The organism is Desemzia sp. AGC72 (assembly GCF_057334175.1).
This window is the reverse complement of sequence record NZ_JBHFIG010000004.1, coordinates 83,088-102,842: the sequence shown is the minus strand read 5'-3', so window position 1 is coordinate 102,842 and position 19,755 is coordinate 83,088. Positions and strand designations below refer to the sequence as shown.

The 19,755-nt window shown below is 37.4% G+C and carries 20 protein-coding genes; 4 read left to right on the top strand and 16 right to left on the bottom strand.

The features are described from left to right. Window positions 1-174: 174 nt before the first annotated feature. From ACE025_RS03100 to ACE025_RS03090, 3 genes are all read left to right on the top strand, one after another. The gene (locus ACE025_RS03100; protein ID WP_485937368.1) at window positions 175-1,443 is read left to right on the top strand and encodes a BaiN/RdsA family NAD(P)/FAD-dependent oxidoreductase; all 1,269 of its coding nucleotides are present in this window, start codon (window positions 175-177) and stop codon (window positions 1,441-1,443) included. Between the two features lie 49 nt (window positions 1,444-1,492). After that, complete coding sequence (locus ACE025_RS03095; protein WP_485937366.1) at window positions 1,493-2,062, top strand: 5' nucleotidase, NT5C type; 570 nt, start codon at window positions 1,493-1,495, stop codon at window positions 2,060-2,062. Window positions 2,063-2,127: 65 nt separating this feature from the next. Continuing rightward, window positions 2,128-2,961 (top strand): metallophosphoesterase, encoded by an 834-nt coding sequence (locus ACE025_RS03090; protein ID WP_485937364.1) that lies wholly within the window; start codon window positions 2,128-2,130, stop codon window positions 2,959-2,961. 71 nt (window positions 2,962-3,032) lie between these two features. Here the strand turns inward: ACE025_RS03090 and ybaK are convergent, their stop codons facing one another. From ybaK to ACE025_RS03075, 3 genes are all read right to left on the bottom strand, one after another. Continuing rightward, the gene (gene ybaK, locus ACE025_RS03085; protein WP_485937362.1) at window positions 3,033-3,539 is read right to left on the bottom strand and encodes a Cys-tRNA(Pro) deacylase; all 507 of its coding nucleotides are present in this window, start codon (window positions 3,537-3,539) and stop codon (window positions 3,033-3,035) included. A 22-nt stretch (window positions 3,540-3,561) separates the two neighbouring features. Further along, window positions 3,562-4,740, bottom strand: coding sequence for a class I SAM-dependent rRNA methyltransferase (locus ACE025_RS03080; RefSeq protein WP_485937360.1), 1,179 nt, complete (start codon window positions 4,738-4,740; stop codon window positions 3,562-3,564). Window positions 4,741-4,833: 93 nt separating this feature from the next. After that, on the bottom strand, window positions 4,834-5,469 hold the full coding sequence (locus ACE025_RS03075) for a VanZ family protein (protein WP_485937358.1): 636 nt from the start codon (window positions 5,467-5,469) through the stop codon (window positions 4,834-4,836). Between the two features lie 326 nt (window positions 5,470-5,795). Between ACE025_RS03075 and ACE025_RS03070 the strand changes: the two genes are divergently transcribed. Continuing rightward, on the top strand, window positions 5,796-7,955 hold the full coding sequence (locus ACE025_RS03070) for an LTA synthase family protein (protein ID WP_485937356.1): 2,160 nt from the start codon (window positions 5,796-5,798) through the stop codon (window positions 7,953-7,955). Between the two features lie 92 nt (window positions 7,956-8,047). Here the strand turns inward: ACE025_RS03070 and ACE025_RS03065 are convergent, their stop codons facing one another. The 13 genes from ACE025_RS03065 to atpH form a co-directional block, all read right to left on the bottom strand. Continuing rightward, the gene (locus tag ACE025_RS03065; protein ID WP_485937354.1) at window positions 8,048-9,460 is read right to left on the bottom strand and encodes an ATP-binding protein; all 1,413 of its coding nucleotides are present in this window, start codon (window positions 9,458-9,460) and stop codon (window positions 8,048-8,050) included. A gap of 50 nt (window positions 9,461-9,510) precedes the next feature. Beyond that, window positions 9,511-10,227 carry a response regulator gene (locus tag ACE025_RS03060; RefSeq protein WP_485937352.1) on the bottom strand — a complete coding sequence of 239 codons (717 nt, stop codon included), beginning with the start codon at window positions 10,225-10,227 and terminating at the stop codon, window positions 9,511-9,513. Between the two features lie 141 nt (window positions 10,228-10,368). Next, window positions 10,369-10,527 carry a hypothetical protein gene (locus tag ACE025_RS03055; RefSeq protein WP_485937350.1) on the bottom strand — a complete coding sequence of 53 codons (159 nt, stop codon included), beginning with the start codon at window positions 10,525-10,527 and terminating at the stop codon, window positions 10,369-10,371. Between the two features lie 210 nt (window positions 10,528-10,737). Continuing rightward, window positions 10,738-11,118 carry a single-stranded DNA-binding protein gene (locus ACE025_RS03050; protein WP_485937348.1) on the bottom strand — a complete coding sequence of 127 codons (381 nt, stop codon included), beginning with the start codon at window positions 11,116-11,118 and terminating at the stop codon, window positions 10,738-10,740. Between the two features lie 132 nt (window positions 11,119-11,250). Then, the gene (locus tag ACE025_RS03045) at window positions 11,251-11,451 is read right to left on the bottom strand and encodes a DNA-directed RNA polymerase subunit beta (protein WP_485937346.1); all 201 of its coding nucleotides are present in this window, start codon (window positions 11,449-11,451) and stop codon (window positions 11,251-11,253) included. Between the two features lie 95 nt (window positions 11,452-11,546). Continuing rightward, window positions 11,547-12,539: a rod shape-determining protein gene (gene mreB / locus ACE025_RS03040; RefSeq protein ID WP_092479412.1), complete on the bottom strand. Its 993-nt coding sequence runs from the start codon at window positions 12,537-12,539 to the stop codon at window positions 11,547-11,549. A gap of 298 nt (window positions 12,540-12,837) precedes the next feature. Further along, window positions 12,838-14,148 (bottom strand): UDP-N-acetylglucosamine 1-carboxyvinyltransferase, encoded by a 1,311-nt coding sequence (gene murA / locus ACE025_RS03035; protein ID WP_485937344.1) that lies wholly within the window; start codon window positions 14,146-14,148, stop codon window positions 12,838-12,840. A 154-nt stretch (window positions 14,149-14,302) separates the two neighbouring features. Next, the gene (locus ACE025_RS03030) at window positions 14,303-14,539 is read right to left on the bottom strand and encodes a DUF1146 family protein (protein WP_485937342.1); all 237 of its coding nucleotides are present in this window, start codon (window positions 14,537-14,539) and stop codon (window positions 14,303-14,305) included. Between the two features lie 235 nt (window positions 14,540-14,774). Continuing rightward, on the bottom strand, window positions 14,775-15,197 hold the full coding sequence (locus ACE025_RS03025) for a F0F1 ATP synthase subunit epsilon (RefSeq protein ID WP_485937340.1): 423 nt from the start codon (window positions 15,195-15,197) through the stop codon (window positions 14,775-14,777). A gap of 48 nt (window positions 15,198-15,245) precedes the next feature. Further along, complete coding sequence (gene atpD / locus ACE025_RS03020; protein ID WP_485937338.1) at window positions 15,246-16,685, bottom strand: F0F1 ATP synthase subunit beta; 1,440 nt, start codon at window positions 16,683-16,685, stop codon at window positions 15,246-15,248. A 36-nt stretch (window positions 16,686-16,721) separates the two neighbouring features. Then, the gene (locus ACE025_RS03015; protein ID WP_485937482.1) at window positions 16,722-17,645 is read right to left on the bottom strand and encodes a F0F1 ATP synthase subunit gamma; all 924 of its coding nucleotides are present in this window, start codon (window positions 17,643-17,645) and stop codon (window positions 16,722-16,724) included. Between the two features lie 32 nt (window positions 17,646-17,677). Further along, window positions 17,678-19,201 carry a F0F1 ATP synthase subunit alpha gene (gene atpA / locus ACE025_RS03010; RefSeq protein WP_485937336.1) on the bottom strand — a complete coding sequence of 508 codons (1,524 nt, stop codon included), beginning with the start codon at window positions 19,199-19,201 and terminating at the stop codon, window positions 17,678-17,680. A gap of 30 nt (window positions 19,202-19,231) precedes the next feature. Next, a complete protein-coding gene (gene atpH, locus ACE025_RS03005) occupies window positions 19,232-19,753 on the bottom strand; it encodes an ATP synthase F1 subunit delta (RefSeq protein WP_485937334.1) in 522 nt (173 codons plus the stop codon). Window positions 19,754-19,755: the final 2 nt, after the last annotated feature.

Sequence of the window (19,755 nt, the reverse complement as noted above, 5' to 3'; positions counted from 1 at the left end):
CACAAAAATAAAATCTTTCCTACTGTTTTCTCATATTTTCTTTAAGTTTTTACCTTTATTTTCACAGATTCAGCCGGTTTATTGAATAGTCTAGTTTATATTGAGTAAAATGTGGTAAAGTGATACTACTAAAAAACACTGATAAACCACGAAATTAAGGAGTTAACAAAACAAATGGATGCTAAAGTAATTGTAGTCGGCGGAGGAACCAGCGGTATGATGGCGGCTATTTCTGCTGCTGAAAATGGCGCTGATGTCATTTTAGTCGAAAAAAATAAAACCCTTGGAAGAAAATTATTGGTAACCGGGAATGGACGCTGCAACGTGACCAACAACCGTGATAAAGAAGAAATCATTGCTCATATCCCAGGAAACGGACGCTTTTTGTATAGTGCCTTTGCTCAATATGACAACTACGACATCATGGATTTTTTCCGTTCAAATGGCGTAGCTTTAAAAGAAGAAGACCATGGAAGAATGTTCCCTACAACAGATAAATCCAGAACCATTTTAGAAACGTTGATCACGATTATGGATCGTTTAGAGATAAAAGTGTATACAGATGCTCCTGTGGAGACTGTATTATATGAGAACGGTGAGGTTAGAGGTGTCTTGTTAAAAGATGGCCGTACATTGACTGCACCATGTGTCGTCTTATCTGTCGGAGGAAAAGCTATGCCTCGTACAGGTTCCACAGGTGACGGGTACAAATGGGCAAAAAAAGCAGGGCATACGATCAAAGAACTATACCCTACTGAATCTCCGATTACTTCAGATGAAAAGTTTATCCAAGATCGTACTTTGCAAGGTCTTTCTTTACGCGATATCAACTTAAGTGTCTTAAACAAAAAAGGTAAAAAGGTGATTTCTCACCAAATGGATATGATTTTTACTCACTTTGGGATATCAGGTCCAGCTGTTCTTCGCTGCTCGATGTTTGTCCATCAAACGATGAAACGTGATAAAACAGACTCTGTTTCGGTCTCAATTGACTCTTTACCTCAATTGACAGCGCATGACTTAACGCAACAGTTGCAGGTATTGCAAAAAAATGATGGCGGTAAAGCCGTAAAAAATGCGTTAAAAGGTCTAGTTCCTGAACGCTATTTATTATTCGGACTAAGTCGCTTAAATATCGAAGAAAGTACTCCTATGAAGCAATTGACAGCTCAGCAGCTCAAAGATATTTGTCTGTATTTGAAAGATTTCCGTTTAGAAGCAAACGGCACTCTTCCCATTGAAAAAGCTTTTGTTACGGGCGGCGGTGTTAGTACTAAAGAAGTAAATCCTAAAACAATGGAAAGCAAATTAACTAAAGGTTTGTACTTCAGTGGAGAATTTTTGGATTACAACGGCTATACTGGCGGCTATAATATCACCGGTGCTTTTATTACGGGACGAATTGCAGGTCAGCATGCTGCATTAGCTGCACTATCACAGTAAACTGACAGCGATCTCGCTGCAGCAAGTACTCTGAAAGGAAGGACTTTTTATGAGAAAACGCATTGCCATCGATATGGACCAGGTACTTGCTGATATGGAAGTCAGTTTTATCGAATTATATAAAAAAGAGTACCAAGTCGAATTTGATTCTATGGAAGATTATTTAGCTACTAACCCTGATTTTGATATCGTAACGGTCATAAAGGAACTATATCCTCTGATCAACACGTATGAATTTTTCCGAAACATTCCTGTGATGAAGGATGCACAACGAGTACTGCGGGAATTGAACGATCATTATGATTTATACATTGCAACAGCTGCTATGGACGTTCCTAATACCTTCCAAGCAAAGTACGAATGGCTTTTGGAACATTTTGACTTTTTAGATCCTCAACATTTTGTTTTTTGCGGTGAAAAAAGCGTCATTCATGCAGACTACCTTATTGATGATTCTATTCGTCAGTTAAATCGCTTCACGGGTTCGGGTTTGTTGTACACCAACTCGCTGAACCAAGAACATTGTTCCTATGAGCGAGTCTATCATTGGATAGATGTGCGAAATTATTTCATGGATGCCGATAGACTGGCTGCCAATTTTGATACTGAGCATTCCTGAACAATCTTAGTTCAGCTGTTCTTTTCATCAGATTTTTTAATTTAGTCGTGCAGGAGGTGTCAAAAGTGAAAAAGATTTTGTCAGGTCTTATCTTTGTATGTATTGCTTTTTTGATTATTTTGATTCATGGGTATAATGAAAACCGTTCATTAGATGTAGACGAATTATCTATTCGGTTGCCTGATTTTCCAGATAACTTAGATCAAGTAAAAATCGTTCATATATCAGACATACACTTTCCTAAGAATCGAATCAATCCTGAACAGCTCATTAAAGAAACTCAAAAAGCTGATCCAGACGTGATTTTTCTTACGGGTGATTTGATTGATCGTTCTGCCTCTATAGAAGATGTTCCTCTAGCTGAAGTGATCCATGATTTAGTACAAATTGCTCCTACGTATTCAGTTTCTGGAAATCATGAAACGTCCAGCAATCAGTTAGACGAATGGAACAAGATCATGACGCAAAACGGGGCTACATTATTGGAAAATGAAACACACATCACTACTCTATTAGGAGAAAAAGTCGCTATTATGGGATTAAAAGACGGGAACCAAACTTCTGACATTCCTTTTTCAGAAGACATCAAAGGCTTACCGATTCTTTTATTGGCCCATCGTCCAGAATTTTTCTCGTCTTACATCACAGATAACCCTGATATCCAGCCAGATGTGACCTTTAGCGGACATGCTCATGGCGGACAAATACGCTTACCGATTATTGGCGGTTTATTTGCTCCAGGGCAAGGATTTTTACCTAAATACACTTCTGGCGTTTACTCCAGCTCTGTGAATGCTGACCAAAAACTAGTCGTCAGCCGCGGAATCGGAAACAGTCTTTTCCCTTTACGCATCAACAATAAACCACATTTTATTGTCATTACTCTAACTAACCAGTAAATGAAGTTGCTGTTATACCTGTAAAAAATTAAAAGGCGTTGCTGGACTTTGATCCAGCGACGCCTTTTAGTTTACCCATGACTTTTTCTGTTTGACTCGATTACTGCGAACTCACCATTCGTAACTGTTTTTAGGTCTATTGGAGATAATTCCACCTGCATCCCTCTCTTACCCGCTGATACGATGATACTGTTCAACTCTTGGGCAACACTCGAAAAATAAGTCGGATACTCTTTTTTCATCCCAATAGGAGAACAACCGCCTCGAATATAACCAGTAGCAGCAAACAGCTCTTTTATCGGCAGAAGTTCTACATGCTTGTTTCCGCTGACTTTTGCCAAAGCTTTTAAATCCAGTTCACCTTCTCCTGGGATAACCGCAATAACTATCCCAGTTTTGTCTCCTGTAGTAACCAAAGTCTTAAAAATGCGTTCTTTCGGGACAGTCAACTTTTCTATTGCTTCTGCTGCCCCTAGATGGTCTTCACTCCATGGAAACGTGTGAACCGTAAAAGAAATCTGGTGTTTTTCCAACAACCTGATTGCATTTGTTTTTTGTACTTTTGTTTTTTTAGCCATTTAAAAACTTCTTTCTCTTCGTTTAGCCTTTTTGAATAATATACACTTTCAAGTAATTTCCTTCTTTAAAATGCGAATTTACATGAAAATCTTCCGGCAGACTGTGCGTTTCCATAATTCTATAACGAATCCCTTTATTTTCAAATGCTTCTCGTATAAACGTTTCAAAACGAGTTGTAGAAACAGCAGCCGAATTAGTAGAGGCGATGATTGTCCCTCCACTATTCGTAATCTCGATCACGTCTTCTAAAAGAGCAGTATAATTTTTCGATACGCTGAACGTTCTTTTCTTTGAACGGGCAAAACTGGGCGGGTCAACAACTACCGTATCAAACAATAAATTCTTTCGAACGGCATATTTGAAATAATCAAAGACATCCATAACACGAATTTTGTGCTGATCTGTAGATAGTCCGTTTACTGCAAATTGTTCTTCCGTTTTTGGCAAGCTGCGTTTCGCCAGGTCTACACTTACCGTTTCAACTGCTCCGCCTAAAGCAGCAGCCACAGAAAAAGCACCTGTATAACTGAATGTATTCAATACGCTTCTGCCGGCTGAATGATTCTCCATGAGGCTTCTGCGTACATGACGCTGGTCTAAAAATATTCCTGTCATCAAACCATCATCTAGATAAACAGCATATTTCACACCATTTTCTTGAATAATCAACGGTTCTGGTGCAGGTGTTCCTGAAACAAATTCAGAAACGATATCATCTGGGCGTTTGTAGCGGAATTTTTGATAGATCCCTTTTGCATCCTTTACCGTATTTTCAAACGCTTTAAGAATACTCTTTTGGTGCTCGTAGATTCCTTGACTGTACCAAGAAAACACATAATAATCTTCATACACATCAATAGTCAATCCGCCAAGTCCATCTCCTTCTCCATTAAAAAAACGATAAGCTGTAGTTGTTTCATCAGCTTTCAAATTTTCTCTAATATCTGCTGCTTGCGTGAATAAGCGCTCATAAAAGGACTCCGTGATCACTTCATTAGGGTTTAGACTCAAAACCCAGCCAGCACCTTTATTCTGCACAGCTAGGTAAGCTTTTCCTACAAAACGATTTTGTTCATCTGTCAGTTCAACTAAAGAACCTTCTTTTTCATTCAAAGGCTTAACAAAATCTTCATTGACTAATAATGGATAGCCATTTAGTACTCGTTGAGTTGCCTTTTGTTTTAATGGTATTTTTTTCAATTCTAAACCTCATTCCGATTAATATGCTTCACTATTTAAGTATAACTCACTATTCTTCTAAATTTGTTCATTTTTATTTTAATTTTGTTGATCCTATTTTTGTTTTTTGTTTCTCATTGATTTGATCCAATGAATGAAGTGAAAGAGAAAGATCCCTGTTATCGTTCCTAAAGTATTGAAAATCAAATCATCAATGTCCGGAATCCCGGTATCCAGCAGATACTGCAATACTTCAATGGATAAAGACACTAAAAAACCGATTGACAATGTGCGCATAAAGGAATGATTCTCTTTCAATAAATAAGCTGATCCGAACCCCATAGGAACAAACCACAAAATGTTTCCATACATATTATAGTAGTAAGAAAACATAGAGATTCCATTTGTTAACTTGATGGTTTCCACCAGAGGCACCCAATTGATCACACTCAGCGGCTGGATATGCAGCGAAATGGCTGAAAGAGATGTTCCTCCTCTGAATACCGTTAAATGTACTAACAGCAGAATATAAAACACAAAAATGTTTAATATCCATTCGCGCCGCTTAGTTTTAACAGGCCACCTATTTTTACGTATCCTCAAATAGATCCATCGACAAATCAACCAGATAACAAAGTATAATAAGGAACGATCCAGACTAAAAAAAATCAGTTCAATCAAGAAGAAGTGATTGAGCCAATCACCCAACAAGGCTTCTGTTACCTTAAATATTTCTTCTAAAAAAATCACTTCGCCAGAAGCCTCCTTTACTTTACAGGTCATTATAACTTATACCCTAAACGATATTAAGTCTATTCTAGTCTCATTGATAACAACTTCATAACAAGACTTTTACGAATTCTTAACATTCGCTTTTGATCCTCCACCCTAAAAGGTTTATCATACTACTAAAGTCTCAACTTTTCTACTTTTAATTGACTATGATATGTATTAATTGTAAAATGTTTGTTGATACAGGAAGATAAACTTATTAAGAAGATTAAAATGTTAAAGGAACAATTTTTACTGAAAATGTTTATTTTAATCGCCTGCATTTTCATAGAGGAGGCAACATCGTGTCAAAATTAAAACCATTACTGTCTAAACGACTAGGCTTTTTTTCTTTTGCTGTTATTTTATTTTGGTTAAAAACCTATCTAGTCTATCAAATCGAATTTGAATTAGGTGTAGCAGGACTGATGCAGGAGTTCATCTTATTGATTAATCCAATTGCAACTACAGTCCTTTTATTTTCTTTCGCGCTTTATTTTACAAAGCCGAAAAAAGCTTACGGAGCATTGTTTGTAGTTTATCTACTGACAAGTCTGCTGCTGTATGCGAATGTCTTATATTACCGGGAATTCAGCGACTTCTTAACAATCACTACCATGTTGGGAGCAGGAAAAGTCTCCAATGGTATAGGCGCCAGCGCATTTGCTCTTTTACGTCCTCAGGATCTTCTTTACTGGGCTGACTTCATAGGATTGCTTTATCTCGCTTTCAGCAAGAAAAACGGGATTACGTTAGATAAGCGACCTATGCTGAAAAGATATGCTATAGCTATGACAACTCTTGGTGTAACGCTTTTTGCTGGAAATTTAGCTCTAGCGGAAAGTGACCGACCACAATTGTTGCTGCGGACATTTGACCGAAACTATATTGTTAAATATTTAGGAATTAACTTTTTCACTGCATTTGACGGATACCAAACAGCTCAATCCAATCAAATCAAAGCAAGTGCAGATGAATCTGATATGGATACTGTTTTAAATTATGTCAATGAGCACTATGGTGAACCCGACAATGAAATGTTTGGGATTGCTGAAGGAAGAAATGTGATTTATATCCATTTAGAAAGTTTCCAACAATTTTTGATCGACTATCAATTAGAAGATGAGAATGGCGAACTGCATGAAGTCACACCGTTTATCAACAGCCTATTCGATAATGAAGACAGCTACAGTTTCGAAAATTTCTTCCATCAAGTAGGACAAGGTAAAACAGCCGACTCCGAAATGATCTTAGAAAATTCATTGTATGGTTCTCCACAAGGTGGAGCATTTACTCAGTACGGATCTACTAACTCTTTCCAATCCGCTTCTCAAATCCTGCGATCAGAAGCAGATTACACTTCAGCTATGTTCCACGGAAATGTGGGATCGTTCTGGAACAGAGATGATACGTATAAATCAATGGGAATCGATTATTTCTTTGATGATGAATACTATACTTTTACAGAAGAAAACCGATTAGAATATGGAATGAAAGATAAAGTCTTTTTCCAAGAGTCTATTCAATATTTAGAACAATTGCCGCAACCTTTCTACAGTAAATTTATTACTGTTTCTAATCACTTCCCTTATCCTTTAGACGAACCGAATGTTGATTTCCCAGCAGCTACAACGGGAGACAACACGATCGACAATTATTTCGTAACTGCTCACTATTTGGATGAAGCCGTTGAAGAATTCTTCAACTATTTAAAAGAATCAGGATTGTATGATGATTCTATTATTGTCTTATATGGTGACCACTATGGTATTTCAAATGCACGAAACAAATCATTAGCTCCTTTATTAGGTGAAAATCCAGAAGAATGGACCGGCTATGATGACTCCATGATGCAGCGTGTTCCTGCTATTTACCACATTCCTGGTACAGGGAAAGGACAAATATCAGAGACGTACAGTGGACAAATCGATATGCTGCCGACTTTGTTGCATCTCCTAGGTATTGACAGCAAAGATTATGTGTTGATGGGAACTGATATGTTCTCTCCAGAACATGACCAAACTGTTGCATTCAGAAATGGAGATATCGTTACTCCTAAGTATACGTTAGATGGATCTGTTATTTATGATACTGAAACAGGTGAGGCCATCACTGAACCTTCGCAAGAGGTTTTATCTGAAGTAGAAACGCTAAAAGAAAAAATCTCAATGCAACTAAGTACTTCAGACAGTATTCTACAAAGCGACTTGCTGCGTTTCTATACACCTGAAGGGTTACTGGAAGACGATGTGGCTGATTACAATTATATGGATCAAATGGAACGTCTTCAAAAATTAAATGAACAATTAGGCGAAGGTTCCACTAGTCTGTATCATTTAAACGGTAATGAATCGACTATTCCATTGTACAAAACAAACGCTCCCGAACTCGCACCTGAAACATCAGATGGTCTGTCAGAAGAACCTGTAGTCCCGTCTAATGCAGAAGAAACAGTTGAAGAATAGAAACAATTAATATGCAAAAAAGCACTGATCAGTAGTGGAATGGAAGTTCCTATACATTGATCGGTGCTTTTTTATCAACTCTATTTACTTTCTTACTTCTTTTCTCCGGGGAAAAAAATCGTGAAAGTACTTCCCTCATTTAACGTGCTTTCAACGGCAATTGTTCCTCCATGTAATTGAACCAATTGTTGAACGATGGCTAATCCTAAACCAGACTCTCCATATTTAGTACTCATTCTTGAAATATCTGCTTTATAGTATCGTTCCCAAATGTTTCTAGCTTGCTCCTGTGTCATTCCTATTCCTGTATCCGAAACAATAAATTTGCTTCCTTCATCATTTTGTTCCGCTGTAATCGTAATAACACCATTATTTGTAAATTGAATCGCGTTTTGAACAAGGTTGTAAAGAATTTGGATAAATCGATCATAGTCAGCATACACTACTAAGTCGTCTGGACATGTAAATTGGATTCGGTTATTTGAAGCCTCTGCTTTTCCTTTTAACTGCTCAATGAGAGACTGAACTGCATCGTACGCATTGAACGTTCTTTTATACAAACGAATTTGGTTAGACCGTATTTTTTCATAATCTAGATTTTCATTCACCAAACGAATTAGACGTCTGGTTTCATCTCTCATCAACTGTACGCTTCTTTTTTTCTGATTCTCAGGAATCATATCATGTTCCAATCCTTCTAACAAGCCATTTATGGTGGTTAAGGGAGTTCTCATCTCGTGAGCAGCATCAGCCATGAATTGCCTTCTGCGCTCTTCTTGACGCTCTATTTCCTCTTGAGAGGCTCTTAGCGACTGAGTCATACTGTTGAAGTCATTAGCCAAGTCATCAATCTCATCTCTATCATCACTGTCCAAATGAATATCAAAGTCCCCTTTAGCTACCCGATGAGTGGCACTTCTCAAACGATTGATTCGCCCAACTTGATAGCGAGCAAAAAACAACCCCATCAAAATCGCACCCAAAGCAGAGACTAAAAACGCGGTGAACAAGTTGCTGCGCATTTCTTTTAAGTTTTCTTCAATACCGCTGATAGGAGAACTGATTCCGATAAAGCCGGAAAACGATCCATCATTCTTGGAAAAAAAAGGCATATATACTAAAGCAATCTCCACTTGATTGCCGAAAAAGTCTTTATCTTGAAAACTTAGAGTGATCTTTTCGCCATTTTTCAACTGCTCAAAATTCTTATTCGAGATTCCACTTGAATATGGTATAGAAGTATCTGGATAAACCATTTCATTTTTATTGTCAAAAACTGTGATCACTACGCCTTGATTGTGCAGTATGAATTGGGTATTTTCCAATTGTTCTTCATCTAGATCCCCGTCTATCAACGCTTCGGCATAACCAAACAACATCTCTTCCGTATCCCGATAAGTAGAATTGCGTGTGAATTCTAAAAATACGATTGTCATAATGATCAACAAAGTGGTCATTACAGCAAAAAAGGCCAGCATTTGTTGGTAAAAATATTTCATTCTCATGAATCAAACTGACCTCCTAAACGGATTCTGTTTTTTTAATCTTATTTATCTTACAAATCAACTTCTGAATCATCAAATTTGTATCCTACTCCCCAGACTGTTTGAATGACTTGCGGGCCGTTTCTATCAATTTTTTGACGCAGCTTTTTGATATGAGCATCTACGGTACGTTCATCTCCAAAATACTCATAATCCCATACAAGCGACAACAATTGTTCTCTTGAAAAGACTTGCTTAGGACTTTTCGCCATCGTATACAACAGCTCAAATTCTTTCGGAGTAAGGCCTTCAATCGGTTGTCCGTATAAAAAAGCTTCACGAGTTTTTTTATTGATTTTTAAGTACGTCGTTTCAATATCAAACGAAGAGTCCGTACTTCTTCCAGTATCCTCTGTGCTCAAATCAGCTCGTCTATGCAAAGCTTTGATGCGTGCGATCATTGTCAAAGGACTGAACGGTTTCGTTACATAATCGTCTGCACCCATCTCCAGTCCAATTACCTGATCGCTCTCAGTATCTTTAGCTGTCAACATGATAATAGGAACCGAAGCAGAAACTTTACGGATTTCTCGGCAAATCTGCATCCCATCCATACCAGGCAAGTTCAAGTCAAGAATGACTAAGTCCCATTGGTCTTGTTCTTTTAAAAAACTTTCGAGACCTTCTTTTCCGTCTTGTATAAAGACTGCTTCCCAATTCTCTTTTTGAAAAAACATATCCATCATTTCTCCAACAGACGGATTGTCTTCAATCATCAAAATTTTCAAAGTACCTACTCTCCCCTTTCGATTTCTTTTTCTCTATTATACTCTATTTTATCTTACTTCTAAAGAAGCAACCGTTCCAGTCTACGAAAAATGCATGTAGGATTCTTTATAATAAGTAACAAATATTTTTAATGATTTATATCAACTAGTGACGATTGGCAATGGGGAAATTTCTTCAGGAATGGACATGTTTGCTTGTGAAGAGCCATGGGATTTTCTGGAGCATGCAGTCTCCAGACTTTCAAGCCTCAAAGGAAGCGTAGATGCTAAAGCTCCAACGCCTCTTAATTCGCATTTCATCGTTTACAAGGCTACAAGCAATCCACTGTTCCTTCAGAAATTTCATTACTAAGTCCCCAAAACTATTGAACAAACATCTATTTTATTTAATTTTTTTCAGACGTATGATGGGTTTCTTCTAATATCTTGTAGACCACCACTAGAACTTTTTTCGTTTTAAAAAAAAGCGACTAGGAATTTTCCCAGTCGCCGTTTTCATTGATAATCTATTCATTGGACAGGCATTGTATCAAGCGCAGGTGATAAATTAGGAGTAGAAGGAATCATTTCTTCTTTCGGTTTACTGGATAAGAAGTTTACAGTGTTAACGACCATCTCTACAACATATACCGTTTCATTTTCCTTGTTCAAATACGATCTTGATTGCATTCTGCCGGATAGTCCAATCAAACTTCCTTTTCTACAATATTGGTGCACTAATCCTGCTGTTTTATTCCATGCTACGATAGGTATAAAATCTGTGTCTTGTCCACCCTCCTTTTTAAAATTCGTAGAAACAGCTACTGTATTATTGACCACTTGTCTTCCTTCTCCTAAATCTCTTACTTCTACATCTCTTACCAACCGCCCTATTAAATTAACTTGATTCATTTCTATCCCTCCCATAATTTTGGTGACAGTATAATATATGTAAAAAACTGCTACTTCATTTATTTTCTAAACGAAAAAAAACTTTTTATCTCTTCAAATGAAGTAGACAAAAAGTCTTTTTAATCAGCTTGTTTATTTAATTACTGGAGTTTTAAAGTAGCTGAAAATATTTTCCCAAATTGCTGGATCAAAGATACCAGCAGGCTCTCCATCTCCCAATACTCCGTACCCCACCATTGCACCTATAATAAAGGCAATAACAACTAAAACAATGACAAGCATAATTTTTAAAATAAACCATAACATATCCATTAAAATTTTTTTCTTGGTCATTGCTACACCTCTTTATGAAAATAATATCTGAAGCCAGATCATTCTATTCAACATCAGAGCGGGATACAGAAAATAATCAGCAGTTAAAGAAAGACCTATATTCTACGTTTCTTTTTAGTAATATTTTCTAATAAAATTCCAGTTCCTAATGCAACAGAATCTAGCGGGTGCTCAGCAGTAAATACAGGAACTTTTAATTGTTCTGTAAATAATTGCTCTATCCCATCTAATAATGCTCCACCACCTGTTAAAATGATTCCGCGGTCAATGATATCTGCAGACAATTCTGGAGGAGTTTGTTCTAATACAACTTTTGCAATTTCAACGATTTGCATCATTGAATCTGCAGTAGCCACTTGGACTTCATTTGAAGTAATAGTAATCGTTCTTGGCAAACCAGTTACCATATCACGTCCACGAACTTCCATCGAGTCTTCACGACGACCTTTAAATACAGTACCGATATCTTTTTTGATCGTTTCAGCAGTACGTTCACCGATCAATAATTTATGTGTTTTCTTTACGTATTGAATGATTTCATTATCTAATGTGTCACCAGCTACTTTTAATGAACGGCTTGTTACAATTCCGCCCATAGATAAAACAGCTATATCGCTTGTTCCGCCACCAATATCAATGACCATATTCCCACTAGGTTGGAAGATATCCATTCCAGCACCAATAGCAGCTACTTTAGGTTCTTCCTCTAAGTAGACATTTTTTCCGCCGCTTTTTTCAGCTGCTTCAATGATTGCTTTCTGCTCGATAGCAGTGATATTTGTTGGACAGCAAATCAAAATATTCGGTTTAGATAAGAAGCCTTTAACGTTCAACTTATCAATAAAATGAGTCAACATCGCTTCAGTTGTGTCAAAATCAGCTATGACTCCACCTTCTAATGGGCGAATTGCTCGGATGTTACCCGGAGTACGTCCCACCATTAAGTATGCTTCTTCCCCAACTGCTAATACTTTTTTAGTTGCTACATCAATAGCAACAACAGAAGGTTCATTTAAAACGATCCCTTTTCCTTTTACGTGAATCAACACGTTGGCCGTACCTAAATCTATTCCAATATCTTTAGCCATTTGTTTCGTTCTCCTCTCAGGCTATTATCAGCTATGCCAAAAAAATCATAAAATCATAACCATCTTACAAATTATAGCACAAAACAATTCAATAGGAAAAGACGTTTTAAAATTTATTGAAAATGTAATAAATATTGTTCGTTGTATGCGCAAAACAAAAATCCCGTTATAAGAAAACTCTCTTATAACGGGATTTCCGCTTCTAATCATCATTAAAATAACATTCGTTAAAATTTCGTCAGCTTATCTCGTTCTCCAATAGATAACTATTGTATTATAAAATAAAGGCAGACAATGTTTAGGAAATCAAACTAGAAAATTCCTCTTCAATAACTTCACTTGAAATATCATCATTCACTCGAATAACGTCAGCATTAAGCTGTTGAAGTTTTTTATGGAATTCATAGTAACCGCGATCTAAATGTTCTAAATGAGTTACTGTTGTATGACCTTTTGATACTAGCCCAGCTAATATCAAGGCTGCAGCTGCTCTTAAATCTGTAGCAGATACTTCTGCTCCTTGCAATGAAGAAGGACCATGAATAATCACTGTTTGTCCATCAACTTTGAATTCTGCGTTCATACGACGCAATTCTTCCATATGCATAAACCGGTTTTCAAAAACGGTCTCTTTCATAATGCTGGTGCCTTGTGCATGAACTTGTGCTACTGTCATTTGAGCTTGCATATCTGTTGGGAATCCAGGGTGAGGCATCGTTTTGACGTCTGTAGCTTTTAATTCAGCTGGTCCTAAAACTCGCATTCCATTTGAATGCAATTCAAAATCCACACCCATTTCTCTCAATTTTGAGATTAACGGTTTATTGTGTTCGGGAATCGCATCTTCAATGAATACATCCCCATTGGTCAATGCTGAAGCTACCATAAACGTCCCTGCTTCAATACGATCAGGAATAATACTGTGTGAAGTAGCACTAAGTTTTTTGGTTCCTTCTATTCGAATAGTTTCCGTACCTGCACCATGAACTTTAGCTCCCATACGATTTAGGAATATTGCTAAATCAACGATTTCAGGTTCACGAGCTACGTTTTCAATAGTCGTTTCCCCTTCTGCCAAAGTAGCTGCCATCATGATATTTTGAGTAGCACCAACACTAGGAAAGTCTAAGTAAATATGAGCTCCGTGTAATTGGTCTGCGAAAGCTTCAATATATCCACTTTCGATATTGATCTTAGCCCCCATTGCTTCAAAACCCTTTAAGTGTAAGTCGATTGGACGAGTTCCAATTGCGCAGCCACCTGGCAAAGCCACTTTTGCATGTCCTAAACGAGCCAATAATGGACCCATTACGACAATAGATGCACGCATTTTACTCATGTACTCAAAAGGTGCTTCAAAATTTAGAGGATTTGTAGCATCTAATAAAATCTCTTTTTTATCTTGGTTGAATTCAATATCTAAGTTTAAGTGTTTCAATACTTGGTTTAGTGTGAAAATGTCTGATAAGATAGGAACATTGGTTAATTTAGTTTGACCTTCACTCACTAAAATAGTAGCAGCTAATATAGGCAATACAGCGTTTTTAGCGCCCTCTACTTTAACTGAACCTTCGAGGCGTTTGCCTCCTCGAACAATAATTTTTTCCATTTTTTTCGTATCCCTCCGAATGTAAGTTGACTCCCGGATTTCTGTAAATGCCGTATATTCTAACGTATTCAATCCGAACAACTTTTTGCATTATAGCATGAGCAATGATTGTGAAACAATTGAAATAAGCATTTGTCATAAAGTTATCATGAATTTATCGTTCAAAAAGAAAAATCAAATTTTGAGAAGAAAGGATGAAATCCATGAAAAAAGAACTTACTAAATAGCCAATAGCAATTGACACAAATAGATATAAAACTTTAGCTTGATTCACATGTTGCTTCCGTATAACTTTTTCTACTCGGACAGCTTGCAGCGCCCAAAAAGTTAATAAAATGAAAATAATATGCGATATTAATGTCCCTGCTGCTTGAATACCAATAAAGTTCACTTAACATCTACCTTTCTCTTCCTAATAGATAGTAACACAAACGTAATGTAAAAACACAAAATTTGCTTCTGAGAACGTTATCATATTAAGGAATTATCATTTTTCTATTATTTTCAAATAAAGACAACTGTTTTTTTTGATCTTTAAAAGATTCAATTCACTTTATCTATAATTTACAAAAAAATGTTGAGACAGGTCCACATTCTCCTGTTTCAACATTTTAAAAAAGATTTTTTTAGACTTTTTTGTTTTTCGATACATTGATTCGATTGAGCGCTTTATGAAGAGAAATGGAAGCCCGTTTGTATTCAAGGTTAGACTTGATACCTGATAAGCGTTTCATACTTTCTTCTGCACGATGTTTTTCTTCAAACGCTCTCTCAATATCAATATCACGAGCTCTCTCTGCACTATCTGCCACAATGGAACAAACATTGTTCCGTACTTCTAATACTCCGCCATTTACTGCTACCCAATCTTCAGCATCTATTGAGATGCGCTTGATCCGGACAGCATGGATCGTTAACGGCAAAATGATTGGAGTATGATTTGGCAAAATACTAATATCTCCATCGATTGCTCTGGCACTTACCATAGAAGCTCTATGATCATAGATAACTCCTGAAGGTGCAACTATTTGTACACGCAGCTCCGCCATTCGTCATTCCTCCTAATGGAAAAAGTTCAGCTTATTCTTCCTAATTGATCAATACTTTATTTGACCAGCTTTTTCTACAGCTTCTTCTATTCTTCCAACATTTCTAAAAGCATCTTCTGGCAAATCATCATAGCGACCATTCAGAATTTCTTTAAATCCTCTGACTGTTTCTGAAACAGGTACATATGAACCAGGAATCCCGGTGAAGGCTTCTGCTACATGAAAGTTCTGCGATAAAAAGAGTTGGATTCTACGTGCTCTCGCTACGATAATTTTTTCATGATCTGAAAGTTCATCCATACCTAGAATAGCAATAATATCTTGTAATTCTTGATAACGTTGCAGCATATGCTGTACTTCAGTAGCCACTTCATAATGCTCTTCTCCAACAATTTCAGGAGACAATGCACTAGACGAAGAAGCTAATGGGTCAACGGCTGGATAAATTCCTTGTTCAGTCAGACGACGCTCTAAGTTTGTTGTTGCGTCCAGATGGGCAAATGTCGTTGCGGGAGCAGGATCCGTATAGTCATCTGCGGGTACATAAATCGCTTGAATAGAAGTGATCGAACCTCTATTTGTAGAAGTGATACGTTCTTGCAATTGACCCATTTCCGTAGCTAATGTGGGTTGATACCCAACAGCAGACGGCATACGTCCCAGTAATGCAGAAACTTCTGAACCAGCTTGGGTAAACCGATAAATATTATCGATAAAGAGCAATACATCTTGTCCAGCTTCATCTCTAAAATATTCTGCCATTGTCAGACCCGTCAAAGCCACGCGCATACGCGCACCAGGCGGCTCATTCATTTGACCAAACACCATTGCTGTACGCTTAATAACTCCAGAATCGATCATTTCAAAATAAAGATCATTTCCTTCACGAGTTCTTTCTCCTACACCCGCAAAAACAGAAATACCACCATGTTCTTCTGAAATATTATGAATCAATTCTTGAATCAATACGGTTTTCCCAACTCCGGCTCCGCCGAATAAACCGATTTTCCCACCTTTTAAATAAGGAGCAAGTAAATCAATTACTTTTATTCCAGTCTCTAATATAGAAGTGCTTGCAGCCAGCTCATTGAAAGAAGGCGCTTCACGATGAATTGGATCGCGTCTAACCTCTTCATTGAAATCGCCTTGTTGGTCAATCGCTTCTCCTAAAACGTTAAACATGCGTCCTAACGTTTCTTCCCCTACTGGTACAGAAATAGGATGTTCTGTATTTTCCACTCGCATACCTCTTTGTAAACCATCTGTAGATTCCATAGCGATCGTTCTAACTACTCCGTTTCCCAACTGCAAGGAAACTTCTAATACTACTGTCTCTGCACTTTGAGATGAGTCCGAATTGCTTGTTGAATACCCATCGGCTGCTTTCTCAACAATCAAAGCATGGTTGATTTCAGGAAGAAGTCCGTTTAACGGGAATTCTACATCGACAACCGGACCAATTACTTGCACAATATGACCAGTACTCATTCATCTTCCTCCCATTCACTTACTTAAAGTTCTTGTTTATTTTAACCCTTCTGACCCGCCTATAATTTCTGTAATTTCTTCTGTTATCGCGGCTTGTCTAGCTCGGTTATACTTTATCGACAAATCATCAATGATTTGTTTTGCGTTATCCGTTGCACCTTGCATAGCTGTCATACGAGCAGCATGCTCAGCTGTTTTTGCATCAAGAATAGCCCCATAAAGCAAACTTTCTGCATACTGAGGTAATAATATATCTAGTATCTCTTCTTTTGAAGGTTCATAAATATAATCTGTATCAAAATCTAATTTCTCTGCCTCAGAAATATCTAAATCGGTTAACGGAAGGACTTTTTCAGCTCGATATTGGAACGTAATTGTGTTTACATGATGATTGTAGCAAAGATAAACTTCATCAAACACTTCGTTTTTATACATCTCAACAATCTGACGAGCAATCCCGCGCACCTCATCAAAAGCTGGCTGGTCACTTAAATTGTCCAATTCATAAGCGATATTCATTCCTCTGTTTTTAAAGAAGTCAGCAGCTGTGCGTCCAATAGCCATAAAAATATATTCATCTGGAGACTGATGGTCTCTTTGGATCATATCGATCGTAGTTTTGATGACAGAGCTATTGTAGGCACCCGCTAATCCAGTATCGGAGCTAATAATAATATAGCCTGTTTTTCTTACGGGACGTTCAATCAACATGTCATGAAAATCAATGTTTGAAGGTGAGTTCGTTCCTATCATATTTGAATCTTCTAATAATGCTAATTGTGTCTGAGCTAGATGGACAACCATCTCTCTTACCTTGGCCGAATAGACTTGAAAACCTTTGTTCAGCTGCTCTTGTTTTCCCAGTTTAGCTGCAGAAACCATCTGCATGGCTTTTGTTATATTGCTTGTTTTTCTTGTCGATTGGATCCGTTTTTGGATATCTTGTAAAGAGTCTGTCAACTTCATTCACCGCCTTCAATTGTTAGCCTCTTTTAGCGACTGACATCAGTACGCATTGCACTAAACGTCTTATTAAATTCAGCTAGTACTGCATCTAATTTTTCTTCAGCAGGTAAGTTTTTAGTTTCTTTGATCTCTGTTAATACTTCGCTGTATTGATTGTCTAAGAATACATACAATTGTTTCTCATATTCTTTCAAAGAATTTACTGGTATAGAGTCAAGGAATCCATGTGTCAAAGCATAAAAAATCATGACTTGTTTTTCTACAGCTATTGGGCTGTGCAAGTCTTGTTTTAATATTTCAACGGTTCTTTGCCCTCGATTTAATTTTGCTTGAGTAGCCGCATCTAAATCAGAACCAAATTGGGTAAATGATTCCAATTCTCTATAACTGGCCAAATCCAAACGTAACGTTCCAGATACTTTCTTCATTGCTTTGATCTGAGCAGATCCACCAACACGAGATACAGAAAGTCCGGCAGCTATCGCAGGTCTGACCCCAGAATAGAACAAATCATTCTCCAAGAATATTTGTCCATCTGTGATGGAAATGACATTCGTTGGAATATAAGCAGAAATATCTCCCGCTTGTGTTTCAACAAATGGTATAGCCGTCATAGAACCACCGCCAAGATCATCGCTTAACTTAGCTGCTCTTTCTAATAAACGTGAATGCAAGTAAAATACATCCCCTGGATAAGCTTCACGACCTGGAGGACGACGTAATAGTAAAGAAAGTTCACGATAAGCAGCCGCTTGTTTACTTAAATCATCAAAAATGATCAAGACATGTTTACCGTTATACATAAACTCTTCGCCCATTGCTAGTCCTGAATAAGGAGCAATATACAATAAAGGCGCAGGTTGTGATGCACTTGCAGTTACCACGATTGTATATTCCAAGGCATTGAAACGTCTCAGTGTTTCTACTTGCGAGCGCACAGTCGATTCTTTTTGCCCAATCGCTACATAAATACAAATTGTATCTTTGCCTTTTTGGTTTAAGATCGTATCGATCGCCAAGCTGGTTTTACCCGTTTTTCGGTCGCCGATAATCAATTCTCGTTGCCCTCTTCCAATAGGAACAAGCGCATCGATTGCTTTGATACCCGTTTGTAAAGGTTCTTTTACAGATTGACGTTCCATTACTCCAGGTGCTTCTGTTTCAATTTCCCGTGTTCGAGAAGTATGAATTTCCCCAAGCCCGTCAACTGGTTGACCTAGAGGATTGACAACACGTCCGATAAGTTCTTCGCCGACTGGAACTTCCATGATACGTCCAGTACGTCTTACTCTATCGCCTTCACGGATTCCATCAAACGCCCCTAAAATAATGATCCCGACATCGTCTATTTCCAAGTTCTGAGCCATACCATAGACACCATTTGAAAATTCAACTAATTCTCCCGACATGACGTTTTTCAAACCAAAAGCTCGAGCTATACCATCTCCGACGTAACTAACAGTCCCGACTTCATCAATAGCCAACTCATTACGGTAACCTTCAATTTGACTTTTTATAAGCGTACTAATTTCATCTGCTTTTTTGCCCATTTACTTCTCACCTCTTTAACTTCATTCTGACTATATAATCTGTTTTTTCAATTTTTCAAGATTGAAACGTAAACTTCCATCAAAAACTTGGTCTTCTGTTTCGATGATTACGCCGCCTAAAACTTCCGGCTCAACAAATTCATTGAAAATAACTTTTTTCGCTTTCATTTTTTCTGCAAAAACAGCCGACAATCGATCTCTTTGATCTTTTGTTAAAGGTACAGCAGTAACTACTTTAGCAACCACTGTTCGATTATGCCGATCATAGATTTTCTCAAACTCATTTACAATGTTATTTAACTCTTCCATTAATCGATATTCGTAAATTGTATGAATAAAACTTTTTGTCAGTTCAGAAAATTCTTTCGTAAAATCATTTAATACTTGTTCTTTATTAGCTTTTTCAATAGCTCTATTGTTAAAAAAGATACCTAAATCCGGGTTACTTTGCATGATTTGACGAACATCCATTAAATCATTGAACACTACATCTAACTGCTCTTTTTCAAGAGCATGATCGTAAAAAGCTTTCGCCATTTGCCCATGATCCATTC